Raw genomic sequence first — 15445 nt, 5'->3', positions numbered from 1 at the left:
GCATCCCATGGCCGCATGATCAATCGTTCACTGCTGATAGTTCTCATCCGTCAATTATCTAGTACAACGAGTCCAGTTGATGTAAACGCGAGCTCAGTTCCGGTAAGCCGGCCCTCTATTGGAGCGCCCGCAAGCGGAACCCCTACTGGGACGGATTTCCCCCGATCGTGAGTTTTTCTCAGGAGCCGCTTACTGCGCTTAATTGATTTTGGTTTCGTGCAGGTCCAGATACGCACCCGTCACTAGCGCGCTTTCCTCAATTCCGAATGCTTCAACGAGCCGGTGTGCTTCCGAAATTGCTGCCTCAGAGTCCATTTTGTCGCCCACGGTCACTTCCAGTTCCACGAACTCGCCCAGTCCTTCAACGCGATCGAGGTGCACCCTGGCCTGACCGATCTGAAACACCATTCGGTGCTTCCGAACCCGTCCGGCCTCGCCGTAGGCGAGGGCCAAGACCGATCGCAACCCCTCGGGGTCGGCTGTCTCCGAATGGATGTAGAAGGATGTTTTGGGACCGAGCTGATCTGCCCTGCGGTAGAAGATCAGTACACCGTGTCGGTCGTCAAGGACCCGGAGCTTGAGCCTGCCATTGGGGCAAACGAAAAAGGTATCGTCTTGGGCAACATGCTCTGGCCCTGCATCTGCCAAAGACGCGACAACCGGAATCAGGGTCTTGAGGCTGGCCACGCGGGCTTTGATTTCGATATTCGTCGGCATGAATCCACTAAACCACGTCGTTATCGTCGAGTGCCCATCAGGGACTGCCCGTAGGCCGAACCTCCTGCGGAACATATGAGCAAGAGTGAGTGCAGATTCGTGGGTCGTGGCACGTCGAGATGTATACGACGGACATAATTGATTGACGTACAAGTGAACCAAAGAGTCGAGGACAGTGTCATGGCTGGTAGTGATGAAACACGCCTCATCATCGTCAGAGGTAATTCGGGCAGTGGTAAATCTTCATTGGCGCGAGCTATCCGAAAGATCAAGCCCCGCGAGGTTGCCATAGTTGGTCAAGACGTTTTGAGGCGCCAAGTCCTTCACGTCAGAGATGACCCAGAAAATGCCGCCGTTGGACTCATTGACCTGACTGCCCGTTACGCTCTCGCGCAAGGGTTCCATGTAGTTGTTGAGGGTATTCTCAAGGAGTCGATCTATGGCTCGATGCTCCGCACCCTGACCTCCGACCATCAGGGACAAAGCTTCTCCTACCGATACAATCTAACCTTTGACGAGACGCTCCGGCGACACCTAACCAAGGATGTTTCTGACCGTTTCGGCGCGACGGAAATGCGTCAGTGGTGGATTGACCAAGACGCACTTTCGGGGATCGATGAGACCGTTTTCGACGCCGAAGTGTCGCTCAGTGAGGCGACTCGACATATCGCCAATGACTGTCAATGGTTCTAATGCCCATCACGCGTGTCACGCTGGAGCCGAGTCCGCAGGGGGAACCTTGAGCGGGAAATTTGGGTGAGAATTGGATCATGACAAATGAGTGGTTTGATAAGCCTGGTGGGGAGCCAGTGGAACTAAAGGAAGCTGATCCACTGTGGCCATTGGTAGCGGCTGAATGGTCTAACCGAATCCAATCGGCCATCGTTCCCACGGTTGCGCGAATAGAACATGTAGGGTCAACATCGATCCCTGGCCTGATCGCCAAGCCCGTACTTGACCTACAAGTATCTGTGCCAGATATAAACGATGAATCGGCCTATCGTCCTGGACTTGAATCGTTAGGTCTCGTGCTTCGGCAACGCGAACCCGACCACCGATTCTTTCGCCCACCAGCCGGTGAACCTCGCGTCGTGCACATACACGTCTGCGAAGAAGGATCAGCTTGGGAACACGACGTGTTGCGTTTCCGCGAAAAGCTTCGAGCCGATCCGAATCTTGCCGCCGAATACGCCACGCTTAAGTCCGGTCTCGCTGACCGCTACAGCACTGACCGGCTCTCCTACAACAACGGAAAAGCTCAATTTATCTCGCGCGTCATTGCGGGTGAGTAGTTTCTGCGAAGATTTTGGCTCTAGATAAGTGTCCGCGCAGGTCATTTGATCTGTACGTTCAATATGTCCCGTAAGACGGTCGTCATACGGGACATACGTGTTCTTGACTCGGCTAATTTTTGAAACTCCGAGTTTTCAAACATTCCAGATTCCCATATACTCCGCCCGAGAAAATGCCCGGTGAAGGAGCCTTATGCGGGACATGGGAAATGAGCGAAAGGCGCCACATCGGTTCTGGGGAAGGAAACTTCTGTTGTTGCTCGATCGTGCGCTGGTGCTCGTGCGCTATTCGTGGGAAATGTTGATTCTTGGACACTCTCTTTTACGGAGACTAGCCCTCTGTTCATTTGGCCTGAAGCCCCGGTCCTGATGAAAACGTTCGCCAGGCTGTTGCCTGTTTCCACTGTTTGGAAGATGCATTGCCGACGGCCGACCAGCCGGTATATGCCAACAGCCGAGGCTATGAACGAAATAGATTAAAGAGGGTTCCGCTTGTTCGGCAATTCACTTCCAGAGTAGCCAGCCACTTCCGTTCGCAGGGCTTGGAAAGTGAAACGAAGCAGCGAACTGGCCGGCTTGCAGAACCCGAATTCCAAGGGTGGCCGTCGGTACGGAGCCGGAGACCGTCAGCCGCACGGTCTAGAACAAAATTGATGCAAGGCATGCTGAGCGAGGGCTTAGCTGTTCAAGGTGCAGCAGTTGGAGAGCGCGTGTTTCTCGATCAAGGGAGCTTGGTAGCCGCGTACTCGGAACGGTTGAAACCGCGTGTTGCCCGAGGTGCTGAATCAGTTGATGACCAAGCGTTTCACGGTGCTCCTGATCGCCTCGATGACATCATTGATAGTAATTCGATGCAGGTGCTCGGCTCTCAATAAAAGGTCGATTTGTCTCCCTGAATTCAATCCCTTGATTGGTCGTAAAGTCACCGTTTCATCCAAAGTCTTTCGTGCTGTGAAACGTGGGAGGATTCCCAGACAACCACTGGCTTCAACTAAGGCGCCGGCGGTGGCGTAATCGTTGACCCGGTGCTCGATCCGCGGGGCTTTACCGGCAAGCGCGGCGATGGTTTCCAGAACGTCAGCCGGTGAGAATCCTGAGCGGGAAACGACCCAGGGTTCGTCGATCACCTGCTCGGGGGAGAGCTCTCCGAATTTGGCCAGTGGATGATCTCGGTGGATCGCCACGTCCAGCGGTTCGAAAGCCAGAGGTATAACACTGATTCGGTCTTCGGGCCATGGGTCCGTGTGCGGCATCCGGTGCGCCAGCACCAAATCGTACGTCGAGGTCAGCGCCGGAAAATCCTGCTGCGAGACATCTTCGTCGGAAAAGTGCAGCGGGGGCAATTGGCCTTCCGGGTAGGTTAGCAACGGGGCGAAAATGGTCTGCCCAATGGAATGGAATCCCGCGATGCGAATGGGTGTGTCCCGCTCTTGCTCCTGGGTGCGGATCCTCGCCGACGCCTCGGCCAGGGTCGAAGCGACTGACGTCGCGGCGGAGGCCAGCAGTTTTCCCTCGGTTGTCAGGACCAGCCTGCGTCCGTCCTTCTGTGTCAGTGGCACAGGGAAATTGCGCTGCAGTTGGGCCAAATGCTGCGAGACCGCCGAGGGCGAGACAAAAAGGGCCTTCGCCACGGCGTTGACGCTGCCCAAATCCGCGAGTTCACGCAGAATCCTCAACTGATGTAATTCCATGAAGTAAATTCTAAATCGTTGGATCAGTAAATCAGTGATCTTCTAAGGTGTTGTACCGTGCTGTCGGGTGCGACACTTGAAGCGACCCCATGTCTGTGTTGCGCGCACCCAGGTGCCCAATCCAAAGGAACCCGCATGAAAGCACTGTACAAGTCCGGCCCGCACGCGGGGCTGGAACTCGTTGATCGCCCAGAACCAGAGACCGGCGCCCACGAGGTCAAGATCCGCGTCATGACCGCGGGTATCTGCGGTACCGATCTGCACATCGAAGCCTACGACGATGCAGCCAAGGCCATGATCAACACCCCGCTGGTTCCGGGCCACGAGTTCTACGGCGAAGTCGTGGAAATCGGCGATTTCGTGCACGGGGTCAAGGTTGGCGACCGTGTTTCCGGTGAAGGCCACGTAGTGTGCGGCCTGTGCCGCAACTGCCGCGCCGGACGCAAGCAGATGTGCATCAATGTCGACTCGGTCGGTGTGCAGCGCGACGGCGCCTTCGCAGAATTCGTCGTCATTCCCGAAAGCAATGTCTACATCCACCGCGATGAGCGCATCACCCCGCTGCTCGGCGCGATCTTCGATCCGTTCGGCAATGCCGTGCACACCGCACTGCAGTTCCCCATGGTTGGCGAAGACGTGCTGATTACCGGTGCTGGTCCTATCGGCCTGATGGCCGCGGCAGTTGCCCGCCATGTAGGTGCACGCAACATCGCCATCACCGATGTTTCCGAGCAGCGCTTGGAACTGGCAAAGACCATGGGCATAGACCTGGCCGTGAATGTAGCGAACACGCGCATCAAGGAAGCCCAGCAGAAGCTGGGCATGGTTGAAGGCTTCGACTACGGCATGGAAATGTCCGGCCACAAGACTGCCCTGCCGGAAATGATCGAGAACATGAACCATGGCGGCAAGATCTGCATGCTGGGCCTGCCAAGCACCTCAATTGACATCAACTGGGGCAAGGTCGTCACCCACATGCTCACACTGAAGGGCATCTACGGCCGCGAAATGTTCGAGACCTGGTACGCCATGAGCGCCATGCTGACCTCTTCAGAGGTCATGCGCGAACGCATTTCCTCGGTGGTCACCGACTTCCTTCCAGCTACCGAGTGGCAGCAGGGCTTTGAAGCGGCCCGCAGCGGCCACGGCGGCAAGGTCGTGCTCGACTGGACTGTTTTCTCAGGCTAAGAATTTCTCGCATCTACAAGGAGCATTTGCAATGTACACGGATCTAAAAGGCCAGCTTGCCGCCGAACTCGAAGAGTTGAAGACCTCTGGCCTGTTCAAGGCAGAACGCCACATCGATTCCGCCCAGTCGGCCTCCATCATGGCCGGCTCGCTGGGCGATGACGCCCGTCAGGTGCTGAACTTCTGCGCCAACAACTACCTTGGCTTGGCTGACAACCAGCAGATCATCGATGCGGCCAAGAACGCCATGGATGAGCGCGGCTTCGGCATGGCCTCGGTCCGCTTCATCTGCGGCACCCAGGACCTGCACCTGGAATTGGAAGCCAAGCTCTCCGAGTTCCTGGGCACCGAGGACACCATCTTGTTCTCCAGCTGCTTCGATGCCAACGGCGGCGTTTTCGAATCGCTGTTCGGCAAGGAAGATGCCATCATTTCCGATGCGTTGAACCACGCTTCGATCATCGACGGCATCCGCTTGTCCAAAGCCGCCCGCTTCCGCTACGCCAACCAGGACATGGCGGATCTGGAAACCCAGCTGCAGGCCGCCGCGCAGCTAAATGACGGGGCTGGTGCACGCCGCACCATCATCGTCACCGATGGCGTGTTCTCCATGGACGGCTACCTGGCCCCACTGGAAGCCATCTGCGATTTGGCCGACAAGTACAACGCACTGGTCATGGTCGATGACTCCCACGCAGTGGGCTTCATGGGCGCAACCGGCGCCGGCACCCCGGAGCACGCAGGGGTTTCGGACCGGGTGGACATCTACACCGGCACCTTCGGCAAGGCCTTGGGCGGCGCTTCGGGCGGCTACGTATCCGGCCGCGGGGAAATTGTTGCGATGCTGCGCCAGAAGGCCCGCCCGTACCTGTTCTCCAACTCGCTGGCGCCATCGATCGTGGCTGCTACGTTGAAGGCGCTGGATCTGGTTGTTGATTCCGGGGACCTGCGCGAGAAGCTCTTCGAGAACGCAGCGCACTTCCGCCGCCGCATGAGCGAAGAGGGCTTTGAATTGCTCGAAGGCGAGCATGCCATCATTCCAGTGATGTTCGGCGATGCGGTCAAGGCCGCAGAAGTTGCAGGCAAGATGCTGGAGCAGGGCGTCTTCGTGACCGCCTTCAGCTTCCCTGTGGTGCCAAAGGGTGCCGCGCGTATCCGAGTCCAGCTTTCTGCTGCGCATTCGGCTGAGGATATCGAAGCCTGCGTGCAGGCATTCGTAGCCAGCCGGTAGCCGGCATTTGCACAGCTGTTGACAGTGCGCCCGTTCACTGACGTGTTTCAATAGAAGCTACGTAACTGCATGTTGAAGCGGAGGACAAATGGCTACAAGAGATGATGTTGCACGCCTTGCCGGCGTATCTCCCAGTACCGTTTCCTACGTGATCAGTGGACGGCGCACCATCTCAGATGCGACCAAGACCAGGGTTTTGGCCGCCATGCGGGACTTGAATTACACCCCGAACGCTTTTGCTCAGGGGCTGGCGGGTGCACGTCGCGGCATCCTTGCATTGCATTTTCCAACCAGTGTTGACGGCTACTCATCCACTGAGTTCGAGTATGTCACTGCGGCCATGGAGCGGGCTCGTGCCCTGGGCTATCACATGCTGCTCTGGTCCAACCCGATGACCGACGTCATGGGCATGGAAAGCCTTGTTGCCCAGAAATTAGTGGCCGGAGTGCTGCTCATGGAGGTTTCAGTTTCTGATCCGCGCTTTGATGTTCTGCGTCGCGCCAAAATTCCTTTCGCTTCCATTGGCCGGCCCGATGACAGCGATGACGTGATTTATGTTGACAATGATTTCGCTGAAGCAGGACGCCTAGCAATAGAGCATCTGGCCGGATTGGGTCACCGATCCATCATGTACATCAATGTTTCGCAACAAGATCAGGCCGCTGGCAATGGCCCGGCAATCCGTACCGCACGAGCCATCACCGAATCAGCGCAGGCACAGAATATGTCAATTGTTGAGATGCCCGTGGAGAATAACGCCCGCGGTGGCCGGCAAGCCTTGGACGGCTACCTGAAATTCAACCCGCGCCCGAGTGCGGTGGTAGGACTCAAAGAGTTCGCCACTGCTGGTTTCCTGAATGCTGCAGGAATGGCTGGCTTGTCGATTCCAGCGGACGTCTCGGTTGTCGCTTTGGGAATCGGTGACCGTTCGGCAGAAATGGTTTCGCCTGCGCTGACCACGGTGGCACCTTCCGGTGAAGTTATTGCCCACACCGCGGTTGACGCGCTGGTGGAACAGATCGAAGGCCGATCCAGCGACGTCATTCAACAGCTCTTCACTCCCGTCATGGTGATCAGGGAAAGTTCTGGAATAGCTCCCGCTTAGCCCCCTCTTGAGGATTTTCTCCGGGTCTCGTGCGCTCGGCAGTTGACGCGCGTCGATGATCTGCGTCACTATGGAGGGGATCAGTCGTGCCAAGCTGGAACTTCCCGCAGGGTACAACTCAAAAGTGGAAGGCATCATGAAGAAAACAAAACGTGGGTTGAAGCTCGTTCCCGCTCTTTCCGTGGCCTCAATCGGTTTGCTGCTGGCCGGTTGCTCCGGGGGAGCAGATCCCAATGATCCCAATGCCCAAGGCGGGGAGACCCAAGTTGCCGAATCCGACGGAGTAGTGGATGTCTACGGACCAGTCACTGGCACCGAAGCTGAGCTGCTCGAGAAGTCCTGGGCCGACTGGTCTGAAGAGAACGGCATCAAGATCCGCTACACCGGCGACAAGAACTTCGAATCCCAGTTGGGCATCAAGGTCCAGGGCGGAGATACGCCTGACCTAGCAGTCTTCCCTCAGCCAGGTTTGCTGGAAGCTACCGTAGCTTCGGGCAAGGTGCAGAAACTTCCTGAAGGCGCCCAAGCTGAAGTGGGGAAGAACTGGTCTGAGGACTGGCAGAACTACGGCAAGGTGGACGGCGTCCAGTATGGTGCTCCGCTGATGGCCAGCGTCAAGGGCTACATCTGGTATTCGCCCAAGCAGTTCGAGGAATGGGGCGTCAGCGTTCCCAAGACTTGGGACGAAATGACCGCGCTGGGAACCGAAATTACCAAGAAGACCGATGAGCCTGCCTGGTGTGCAGGATTTGCCTCGGGCGAAGCATCGGGTTGGCCAGGCACTGACTGGATTGAGGACGCTGTCCTGCGCCAGTCGGGTACCGAAGCCTATGACAAATGGGTGTCCGGAGAACTGGAATTCACCTCGCCAGAAATCACCAGCGCATTTGATTCAGTTGGCGAGATCTTGCTGGATCCAAAGCAGGTCAACGCAGGCTATGGAGATGTAAAGTCCATTAATGCCACCGCGTTTGGTGACATCGGCACCGCAGTTGCCAAGGGCACTTGCCCGCTGACCCACCAGGCTTCATTCCTCGAAGGCTTCATCCTTGATGCCAAGAACGCAGACGGTGAAACACCTACGGTAGCTCCTGACGGAGATGTCTGGGCATTCATCGCACCACAATTCAACGAGGGTGATCCAACTTCGGTTGTCGGCGGTGGCGAATTCGTCGCGGCCTTCTCGAACGACGAAGACACTGCGAAGGTGCAGGAATACCTGGCCAGTGCAGACTGGGCCAATAGCCGAGTTAAGCTCGGTGGCGTGATCTCGGCAAACTCCGGCCTTGATCCAGAAAATGCCAGCAGTGATCTGCTGCGCTCTGCGGTGGAACTGCTGCAGGATCCAAGCACCACTTTCCGTTTCGACGGATCTGACCTGATGCCAAAGAGCGTCGGTGCCGATTCCTTCTGGAAGGGAATTGTGGACTGGATCGATGGGAAGCCCACCAATGAAGTTCTAGAGAACATCCAAGCCGGTTACGACTCTTAGTCACCAGTGAATAAGTGGGGGAGGCCGGTTCAACCGGCCTTCTCCAGCTTTAAAGGAGATATGACTCGTGTCTGATTTTTTCCAGTGGCTTGCCGGCTTGTCACCGCTTCTTCAAATACCGGTAATTTTGCTTTCCTTTGCCGTGGTGATCGGCCTGGTACTTGCGTTCGTTGAGGTTTCTACGAACCGTGGACGTGGCTTCGCAATTCTTCGTTTGCTCGCCTCCGTGCTCGTTCCTGTAGTAATACTCTTATTGCTCGGGCTATATGCCTCGGTCATGTGGGTCGCCGCAGTGGCTGCCGTTCTCGGTCTTGCCGTGTATTTCTATGACCGCCGCTCACGGTCGGGGGCCGGCACTTTTCTTCAGCTAACAGGATTCCTGGCCCCGGCCATGATCTTGCTGGCAATAGGGCTGATTTACCCAACCATCCGAACAGCAATTAGTGCTTTCATGACCAACGACGGCTCCGGATTTGCCGGGCTGGCGAACTTCGCCTGGGTCTTTGCCAGCCCCGATGGCTTGACCGCCCTGCTCAATACGCTGGTCTGGGTCTTGGTAGCCCCGGTGGTTTCAACGATTATCGGCTTGGCCTACGCCGCCTTCATCGACAAGAGCCGTGGTGAGAAGTTCTTCAAGCTGCTCGTTTTCATGCCGATGGCAATTTCATTTGTTGGCGCGTCGATCATCTTCAAATTCTTCTATGATGCGCGGCAAGGCGAACAAATTGGCGTATTGAACGCAATCATCACCGCCTTCGGGGCGAAACCGGTGGACTGGCTAGGACTGGAACCATGGAACACCCTGTTCCTGGTCATCATCCTGATCTGGACCCAAGCTGGCTTCGCCATGGTGATTCTGTCCGCGGCAATTAAAGCGGTCCCTGCCGAACAGCTTGAAGCAGCTGCCTTGGACGGCACCACCCCGTGGCAGAGCTTCATGAATGTCACGCTGCCGGGAATCCGCTCATCGGTCATCGTTGTGCTGACCACCATTTCCATTGCTTCGCTGAAGGTCTATGACATCGTGTCCTCCATGACCGGTGGACGCTCCGAGACCACGGTTCTGGCCTACGAAATGGTCCGGCAGTTCCAGCTGGGCAGCCGCACCGGTTACAGCTCCGCATTGGCAGTAGTCCTGTTTGTCCTGGTGCTTCCGATCATCATCTACAACGTTCGCCAGCAAAAGAAACAAGGAGGCACTCGATGAGTACGGTCAGTGATTCCTCGCGCCGCTTGCTTAAAGCCACCGAAAAAACCGGCGGGAAACTGCGCAAGGCCAGTTCGTCTCGAATTGCCACGGCCGCTGCGTTCCTTATCGCCGCGATCTGGACCATCCCGACATTTGGGCTTTTTGTCTCCTCATTCCGTGAAGCCAACGACATCAAAACCACTGGTTGGTGGACGGCCCTGTCCAACCCGTCATTTACGCTGGAGAACTACGCGCAAGCGTTCGTCTCGGGCGACAGCTTGCCGCTGTCCAAGGCGTTCTTGAACTCCTTGGTCATTACGATCCCGGCTGCCATCATCCCGATCATCATTGCCAGCTTGGCGGCCTACGCTTTTGCCTGGATCAATTTCAAAGGGCGCAACACTCTATTCATCTTGGTCTTTGCATTGCAGATTGTCCCGATCCAGATGGCGCTGGTTCCACTGCTGCAGATGTTTTCCGATGGCGTGAAAATCGGTGGGTTGTATATCCTTCCCGGGCTAGGCGTTAATGGGCTCGACGGGGCCTATGCCAAGGTTTGGATTGCCCATACGATTTTCGCCTTGCCTCTGGCGATCTTCATGCTGCATAACTTCATTTCGGAAATCCCGGAAGAAGTCATTGAAGCTGCACGAGTAGACGGTGCCGGGCACGGAACTATATTCACTCGTATCGTCCTTCCGCTGGCGACTCCTGCCATCGCGTCGTTTGGAATTTTCCAATTCCTCTGGGTATGGAATGACTTGCTGGTGGCCACGGTCTTCACCTCCGGTGGGGAACTTCCGATTACCAAGGCGCTTCAAGACCTCTCAGGTTCTTATGGCCAATCGTGGGAGCTGCTCACAGCCGGAGCGTTCATCTCGATGATCATTCCGCTGGTTGTCTTCTTCGCACTGCAACGATTCTTCGTGCGAGGTTTGCTGGCAGGAGCCAGCAAGGGCTAAGTCGAGCTCGTTCCACAACCAGAGGGTGTCCGTCTGAAATCTCAGACGGACACCCTCTGGTTCTCTGTTCCCAAGCCATGGATCCTAGGTAGGCTCATGCCTAAAGGACCAGCAACACCACGAAGGCGGAATTCTCATGGCAACCCTGTTGCTTACCAACATTGGACAGCTGACTACGGTTGACCAAAACGCCCGGGTGCTGGAACACGCCGCGGTGCTGATCCAAGACAGCCTGATCGCATGGGTCGGTGACATGGGCCAGGCACCGCAAGCCGATGAATCGATTGATCTCGGCGGGCGTGCGGTTTTGCCCGGCTGGGTTGACTCCCACAGCCACCTGATTTTCGGGGGCGACCGGGCCGAAGAATTCGTGGCGCGCATGGCCGGGCAGTCGTATGCCGCCGGCGGCATCGCGGTCACCACTTCAGCTACCAGCCAGCTTTCCGATAACGAGCTGAACGAAGCTGTGGCTGCACGCCGGGCGGAAGCTCTGGCAATGGGCACCACATGGATGGAAACCAAGACCGGTTATGGCCTGGCAGTGGATGAAGAGACCCGGCATTCGGTGCTGGGCAAACCGCTGGTTGATTCCTTGACCTTCCTCGGTGCGCACTTGGTACCTGCAGGATGGGATGCCGATGAGTACACGGAGTTGGTAACTGGCCCGATGCTGGATGCCGTGGCAGATAACGTTGACTTCGTCGATGTCTTCTGCGAACGCGGAGCTTTCACTGAAGAACAATCGCGCCGGGTCCTGGAAGCGGCAAGGGCAAAGGGACTGGCGACCAAGGTCCACGGAAACCAGCTGGGTCCTGGCCCAGGAGTGCAGCTGGCAGTGGAGTTCGGCAGCCACTCTGTAGACCACGTGAATTATCTGGAGGAAGAGGACATCCAGGCGCTCGCCGGAAGCTGGGCCGGCTGGGACTCAGCCACACGGACAGGAACTCCGGGCACGGTAGCAACCTGCTTGCCCGCCTGCGACCTGTCTACGCGACAGCCGCTTGCACCGGGCCGCGAACTGCTTGATGCAGGTGTGCGAATTGCTTTGGCCAGCAACTGCAATCCGGGTACCAGCTACACGAGCAATATGAACTTCTGCGTGGCTACCGCAGTGCTCCAAATGAACCTGTCGCTGGCTGAGGCAATCGAAGCGGCAACCTACGGCGGCGCCTTGGCCCTCGGAGTTGCCGGCCAAACCGGTTCCATCGAGGTAGGCAAACGTGCTGATCTGCATGTGCTTGACGCTCCGGTTGCTGCGCATCTGGCATACCGTCCCGGAATGAACCTGACCCACAGCGTATATCGGGCCGGCAAAGCAATCTAGCGGTTTGCCGCAGGCCACCGAGAACCGTGCTGCACCGGACACTATGCTCGGGGATTCCCGCCGGCGAGTGAGGAAGCCGATGAAATGGTAGCCGCCATTTCGACTCTCACTGTCCATGAGACTAGGACGGCAATACGAATATTCCGTCTGGGCTCGGGAACCCGGAACGCTGCTTGATGTGCGCGTAGACGCTGACCGACCACGGGGAATCTGACTGGTAGGGAGATAAATGCCAGTCGGAGAATCGTTGCATCAGTTGCAGCGAAGTACCTTGGCGAAGCTCGTCCTGGTCTGCTGACCCGCCTTTGGTATGGCTGGTGGTGCCGATAGTGAGCACGCCCGAAGAACTGCGCACCTGATCGGCCAAACTGAAAATTCCCCGTAGCTGTTCGCGTGGGATGAATGCCGGAACATTGCCGGCCAGCAAAATGGCGTCGTACTGTTCGGGCAGGCCATGGCTGCGCAAAGAGGCGCTCTCCAGCTGATTCGCTGACAGCTGCCTGAACCAGGTCCCGTCGAATAGCTCTGCAGCTACCTCCAGGACTTGGGGTGTGGGGTCTATGCCGTAGGCATGGTGTCCCATGCGGCGCAGCGCATTGACCGTATTGCCCACGCCGCAGCCGATGTCCAGAACCTGTGATTCACGGTGGCATAGCATGTCAGTGAATCGGGCGACTACTTCCAAATCAGTACCGTCCAGAGTCAGCGCTCGCATCTTGGCCGCATATGCATCGTAGTTCGTGCCCATCTCCACAGTCTTGCATGAGCACAAGGCGTGAGCGACTTGTTTGCGCTTGTTGGCTGAAAATATGGCTCCGGATTAGGCATCCATGATAAACAAGACCTATGGCTAATACTGCTTTTAAGGGAACTCCCCAACAGACCATTGGTGAACTGCCAGCCGTAGGCTCGCAGGCTCCAGCATTCACCCTCACCGACACCGGCCTTGCAGATGTCACCAGCGAGTCGCTGGCTGGCCGCCGCGTAGTCCTGAACATCTTCCCATCAGTTGATACCGGTGTCTGCGCTGCCAGCGTTCGCCGTTTCAACGAACTGGCTGCCGGCCTGGAAAACACCACCGTAGTGTGCGTTTCCGCTGACCTGCCATTCGCCTTGGGCCGCTTCTGCGGTGCAGAGAACATCGAAAATGTGACCGCTGCTTCCGTGTTCCGCTCGGATTTTGGCTCGGACTACGGCGTGACCCAGGTAGATGGGCCACTAGCGGGCCTCTTGGCACGTTCCGTCGTCGTCTTGGACGAGACCGGCAAGGTCGTTTACACCCAGATCGTTCCGGAAATCACCACCGAGCCAGATTACGATGCTGCAATTGCAGCTCTGAGCTAGTCGCTTGTTCGCATCGATAATGATGCGCAGAAAATGCCCACCCGTGCTCGGGTGGGCATTTTGCGTCTAAACAATAAATGGGGTCAATGACTACCGTTTGCTCCACGCATACTTCGGCAGACGTTTATGATCTGAATCGGACGTAAAACATCGAATGAGATCTCGCTTATTCGGCGAGTTGCGGGTTTGGCTGATTGGTTAAGCAGTCTTACTAGCTTTTAGGAAGTGAGTAGGGGCGATCGAAACCGATAAATCTCGCCCCTGCAATTCATTAACGATGAAGCTTAGCGAGCTTGAAAAGCCGTTGACATCAATCTGTTCCTGAACAGTCCCACCTTCAGGCGTGCAAATGACTTTGATCTTTCCCTGATCCTGGTGCTTGTCATCCTGCCATACCACGGTGGACGAGGTGTCTTCGCCTTTGCGTCCAAGTACCGCTGAATATTGGCCACCATTCAGTGGAATTCCAACTGAGACAGTTTGGATCTTTTCTTCGATGGTCGTTTTGGTCGCCGCAATTTCATTTTTTTTGCATCGGCACTAGCGACGGTCCTGTTGATGGTGTGGAGATTTCTGATTTGCCAACGGAGCAACCTGTGAATGAGAGGGCAAGTGCAACGATTGTTGCGAAAATTAGAGTGCTTTTTGATCTCAAGATTAATTCCTTGTTAGGCAGCAACTACTCGGAACTGGATTCCCGTAGGAGAAATTGCAGTCCCTGATCCGCTCGAAGTTTTGAATCCCGCAGTGTACTGCCGCCATTTGAAGATGTAGAAAGTGCTTTGTGGGCGAGCAACATACATTTGACGTGAGTTCATTTTAGACGACGCGGAAGACAAAATTGTAGTTAGCGAGCTTTGGACCGTGAAGTTCGTATTTGCGTTGAATGCTTTGATGCACACACCTCCACCTGCAGACAAGCTAGCTGAGGCGGTGACTGAACGCGACAAATTGCCTTTCCCGCCTTTTCCTCCGATGCCACAGGACGACTCACTCGCACTCTTTTTGTTCAGCTTGCTGGTGGTCTCAACTTCAGGTTGTCGCAGGTTAGTCATGAGGCTCCTCAGCACGCGCACAGTCAGATCAGCCTATGATCGAAAATGTGAACGCTGAACAAATTGAGCAGACAGCAACCCGCAAAACTCTCAGGTTTGAGATCATCTTGGTTCTAGCCCTGTCTTTGGGGCAGAGCGCGGTGTATTCACTGATTAGTTTCGCCGACAAGGTGAGCCGTGCGCCGTTGCGCGACCAGACCACGTCGATGAATAATCCGTTAAACACGCGCGAATACTTTGACCTGTCCTATCAGTTGCTGGATATTTTCTTCGCACTGATCCCGGTTCTTCTCGCACTGTATTTGATGCACCGCACCCTGGGCCGAAGCGTGAAGGATGTAGGGTTCGACTTCCGCCGTCCGGGTAAAGATCTGTTACTTGGGGCCGAATTGTTTCTTGCCATGGGCCTTGGAACCCTGGGCGTATATGCCGCAGGCCGTGCCTTGGGAGTAACCACCGCGTTGTCCACGGCTAATCTTGGTGACTATTGGTGGAGCGTGCCGGTGCTGCTGCTTTCTGCCGTACGCCACGCGGTGCTTGAAGAAGTGATCATGCTCGGTTTCCTGTTTACCTACGGTAAGAAGCTGAACCTGGGACCGTGGACGCTGATTCTCGGATCTGCGCTGATCCGCGGTAGCTACCACCTCTACCAAGGCGTCGGCCCGATGCTGGGAAACATAGCCATGGGTGTGATTTTCGGTTGGATTTACCAGAAATATGGGCGAGTGATGCCGTTGGTGATCGCGCACTTCTTGTTGGACGCAGTGGGATTTGTCGGGTTCATGCTCTTCGGCCCCGCTATCGGTATCGGAGGCTAACCCCACAACGGCAAGCATTGCGCAATGGCAATAAACG

At 56.3% G+C, this 15445-nt stretch carries 15 protein-coding genes; 11 read left to right on the top strand and 4 right to left on the bottom strand.

Annotated elements, in window-relative coordinates:
• Positions 1-198 precede the first annotated feature (198 nt).
• Positions 199-717 (bottom strand): class IV adenylate cyclase, encoded by a 519-nt coding sequence (locus ACT3TP_RS17820; protein WP_015770623.1) that lies wholly within the window; start codon positions 715-717, stop codon positions 199-201.
• A 180-nt stretch (positions 718-897) separates the two neighbouring features.
• Between ACT3TP_RS17820 and ACT3TP_RS17815 the strand changes: the two genes are divergently transcribed.
• Both ACT3TP_RS17815 and ACT3TP_RS17810 read left to right on the top strand, forming a co-directional pair.
• Positions 898-1410 (top strand): phosphotransferase-like protein, encoded by a 513-nt coding sequence (locus ACT3TP_RS17815; RefSeq protein ID WP_441686204.1) that lies wholly within the window; start codon positions 898-900, stop codon positions 1408-1410.
• Positions 1411-1487: 77 nt separating this feature from the next.
• Positions 1488-2009, top strand: a complete 522-nt coding sequence (locus ACT3TP_RS17810; protein ID WP_105553846.1) for a GrpB family protein — start codon at positions 1488-1490, stop codon at positions 2007-2009.
• A gap of 785 nt (positions 2010-2794) precedes the next feature.
• Here ACT3TP_RS17810 and ACT3TP_RS17805 read toward each other — a convergent pair.
• Positions 2795-3700: a LysR family transcriptional regulator gene (locus ACT3TP_RS17805; RefSeq protein ID WP_013348265.1), complete on the bottom strand. Its 906-nt coding sequence runs from the start codon at positions 3698-3700 to the stop codon at positions 2795-2797.
• 135 nt (positions 3701-3835) lie between these two features.
• On the opposite strand from ACT3TP_RS17805, the gene tdh reads away from it, so the two are divergent.
• From tdh to hutI, 7 genes are all read left to right on the top strand, one after another.
• A complete protein-coding gene (gene tdh / locus ACT3TP_RS17800; protein WP_013348266.1) occupies positions 3836-4888 on the top strand; it encodes an L-threonine 3-dehydrogenase in 1053 nt (350 codons plus the stop codon).
• Between the two features lie 31 nt (positions 4889-4919).
• Positions 4920-6119 (top strand): glycine C-acetyltransferase, encoded by a 1200-nt coding sequence (locus tag ACT3TP_RS17795; protein ID WP_102598171.1) that lies wholly within the window; start codon positions 4920-4922, stop codon positions 6117-6119.
• Between the two features lie 88 nt (positions 6120-6207).
• On the top strand, positions 6208-7224 hold the full coding sequence (locus tag ACT3TP_RS17790) for a LacI family DNA-binding transcriptional regulator (protein WP_444621200.1): 1017 nt from the start codon (positions 6208-6210) through the stop codon (positions 7222-7224).
• Between the two features lie 136 nt (positions 7225-7360).
• Positions 7361-8716 (top strand): ABC transporter substrate-binding protein, encoded by a 1356-nt coding sequence (locus ACT3TP_RS17785; protein WP_255248481.1) that lies wholly within the window; start codon positions 7361-7363, stop codon positions 8714-8716.
• Positions 8717-8783: 67 nt separating this feature from the next.
• Positions 8784-9923: a carbohydrate ABC transporter permease gene (locus ACT3TP_RS17780; protein ID WP_096287486.1), complete on the top strand. Its 1140-nt coding sequence runs from the start codon at positions 8784-8786 to the stop codon at positions 9921-9923.
• The gene (locus ACT3TP_RS17775; RefSeq protein WP_096256705.1) at positions 9920-10867 is read left to right on the top strand and encodes a carbohydrate ABC transporter permease; all 948 of its coding nucleotides are present in this window, start codon (positions 9920-9922) and stop codon (positions 10865-10867) included. Before ACT3TP_RS17780 ends, ACT3TP_RS17775 begins: the two co-directional genes overlap by 4 nt.
• A 136-nt stretch (positions 10868-11003) precedes the next feature.
• Positions 11004-12191 (top strand): imidazolonepropionase, encoded by a 1188-nt coding sequence (gene hutI / locus ACT3TP_RS17770; protein ID WP_096256706.1) that lies wholly within the window; start codon positions 11004-11006, stop codon positions 12189-12191.
• Between the two features lie 121 nt (positions 12192-12312).
• On the opposite strand, the gene ACT3TP_RS17765 is transcribed toward hutI, so the two are convergent.
• Complete coding sequence (locus tag ACT3TP_RS17765) at positions 12313-12939, bottom strand: class I SAM-dependent methyltransferase (protein ID WP_444621199.1); 627 nt, start codon at positions 12937-12939, stop codon at positions 12313-12315.
• A 98-nt stretch (positions 12940-13037) separates the two neighbouring features.
• Here ACT3TP_RS17765 and tpx point away from each other — a divergent pair, with 98 nt between their 5' ends.
• A complete protein-coding gene (tpx, locus tag ACT3TP_RS17760) occupies positions 13038-13535 on the top strand; it encodes a thiol peroxidase (protein ID WP_444621198.1) in 498 nt (165 codons plus the stop codon).
• Between the two features lie 668 nt (positions 13536-14203).
• On the opposite strand, the gene ACT3TP_RS17755 is transcribed toward tpx, so the two are convergent.
• Positions 14204-14590, bottom strand: a complete 387-nt coding sequence (locus ACT3TP_RS17755; protein ID WP_444621197.1) for a hypothetical protein — start codon at positions 14588-14590, stop codon at positions 14204-14206.
• Between the two features lie 35 nt (positions 14591-14625).
• On the opposite strand from ACT3TP_RS17755, the gene ACT3TP_RS17750 reads away from it, so the two are divergent.
• The gene (locus tag ACT3TP_RS17750) at positions 14626-15408 is read left to right on the top strand and encodes a CPBP family intramembrane glutamic endopeptidase (protein WP_444621196.1); all 783 of its coding nucleotides are present in this window, start codon (positions 14626-14628) and stop codon (positions 15406-15408) included.
• The last annotated feature ends 37 nt before the right edge of the window (positions 15409-15445 follow it).

Origin of the sequence: Glutamicibacter sp. AOP38-B1-38 (assembly GCF_052377485.1) — a bacterium.
In the GTDB taxonomy this organism is placed as follows: domain Bacteria; phylum Actinomycetota; class Actinomycetes; order Actinomycetales; family Micrococcaceae; genus Glutamicibacter.
Note: the sequence above shows the minus strand (reverse complement) of the source record. Positions and strands in the feature narration are given on the sequence as shown.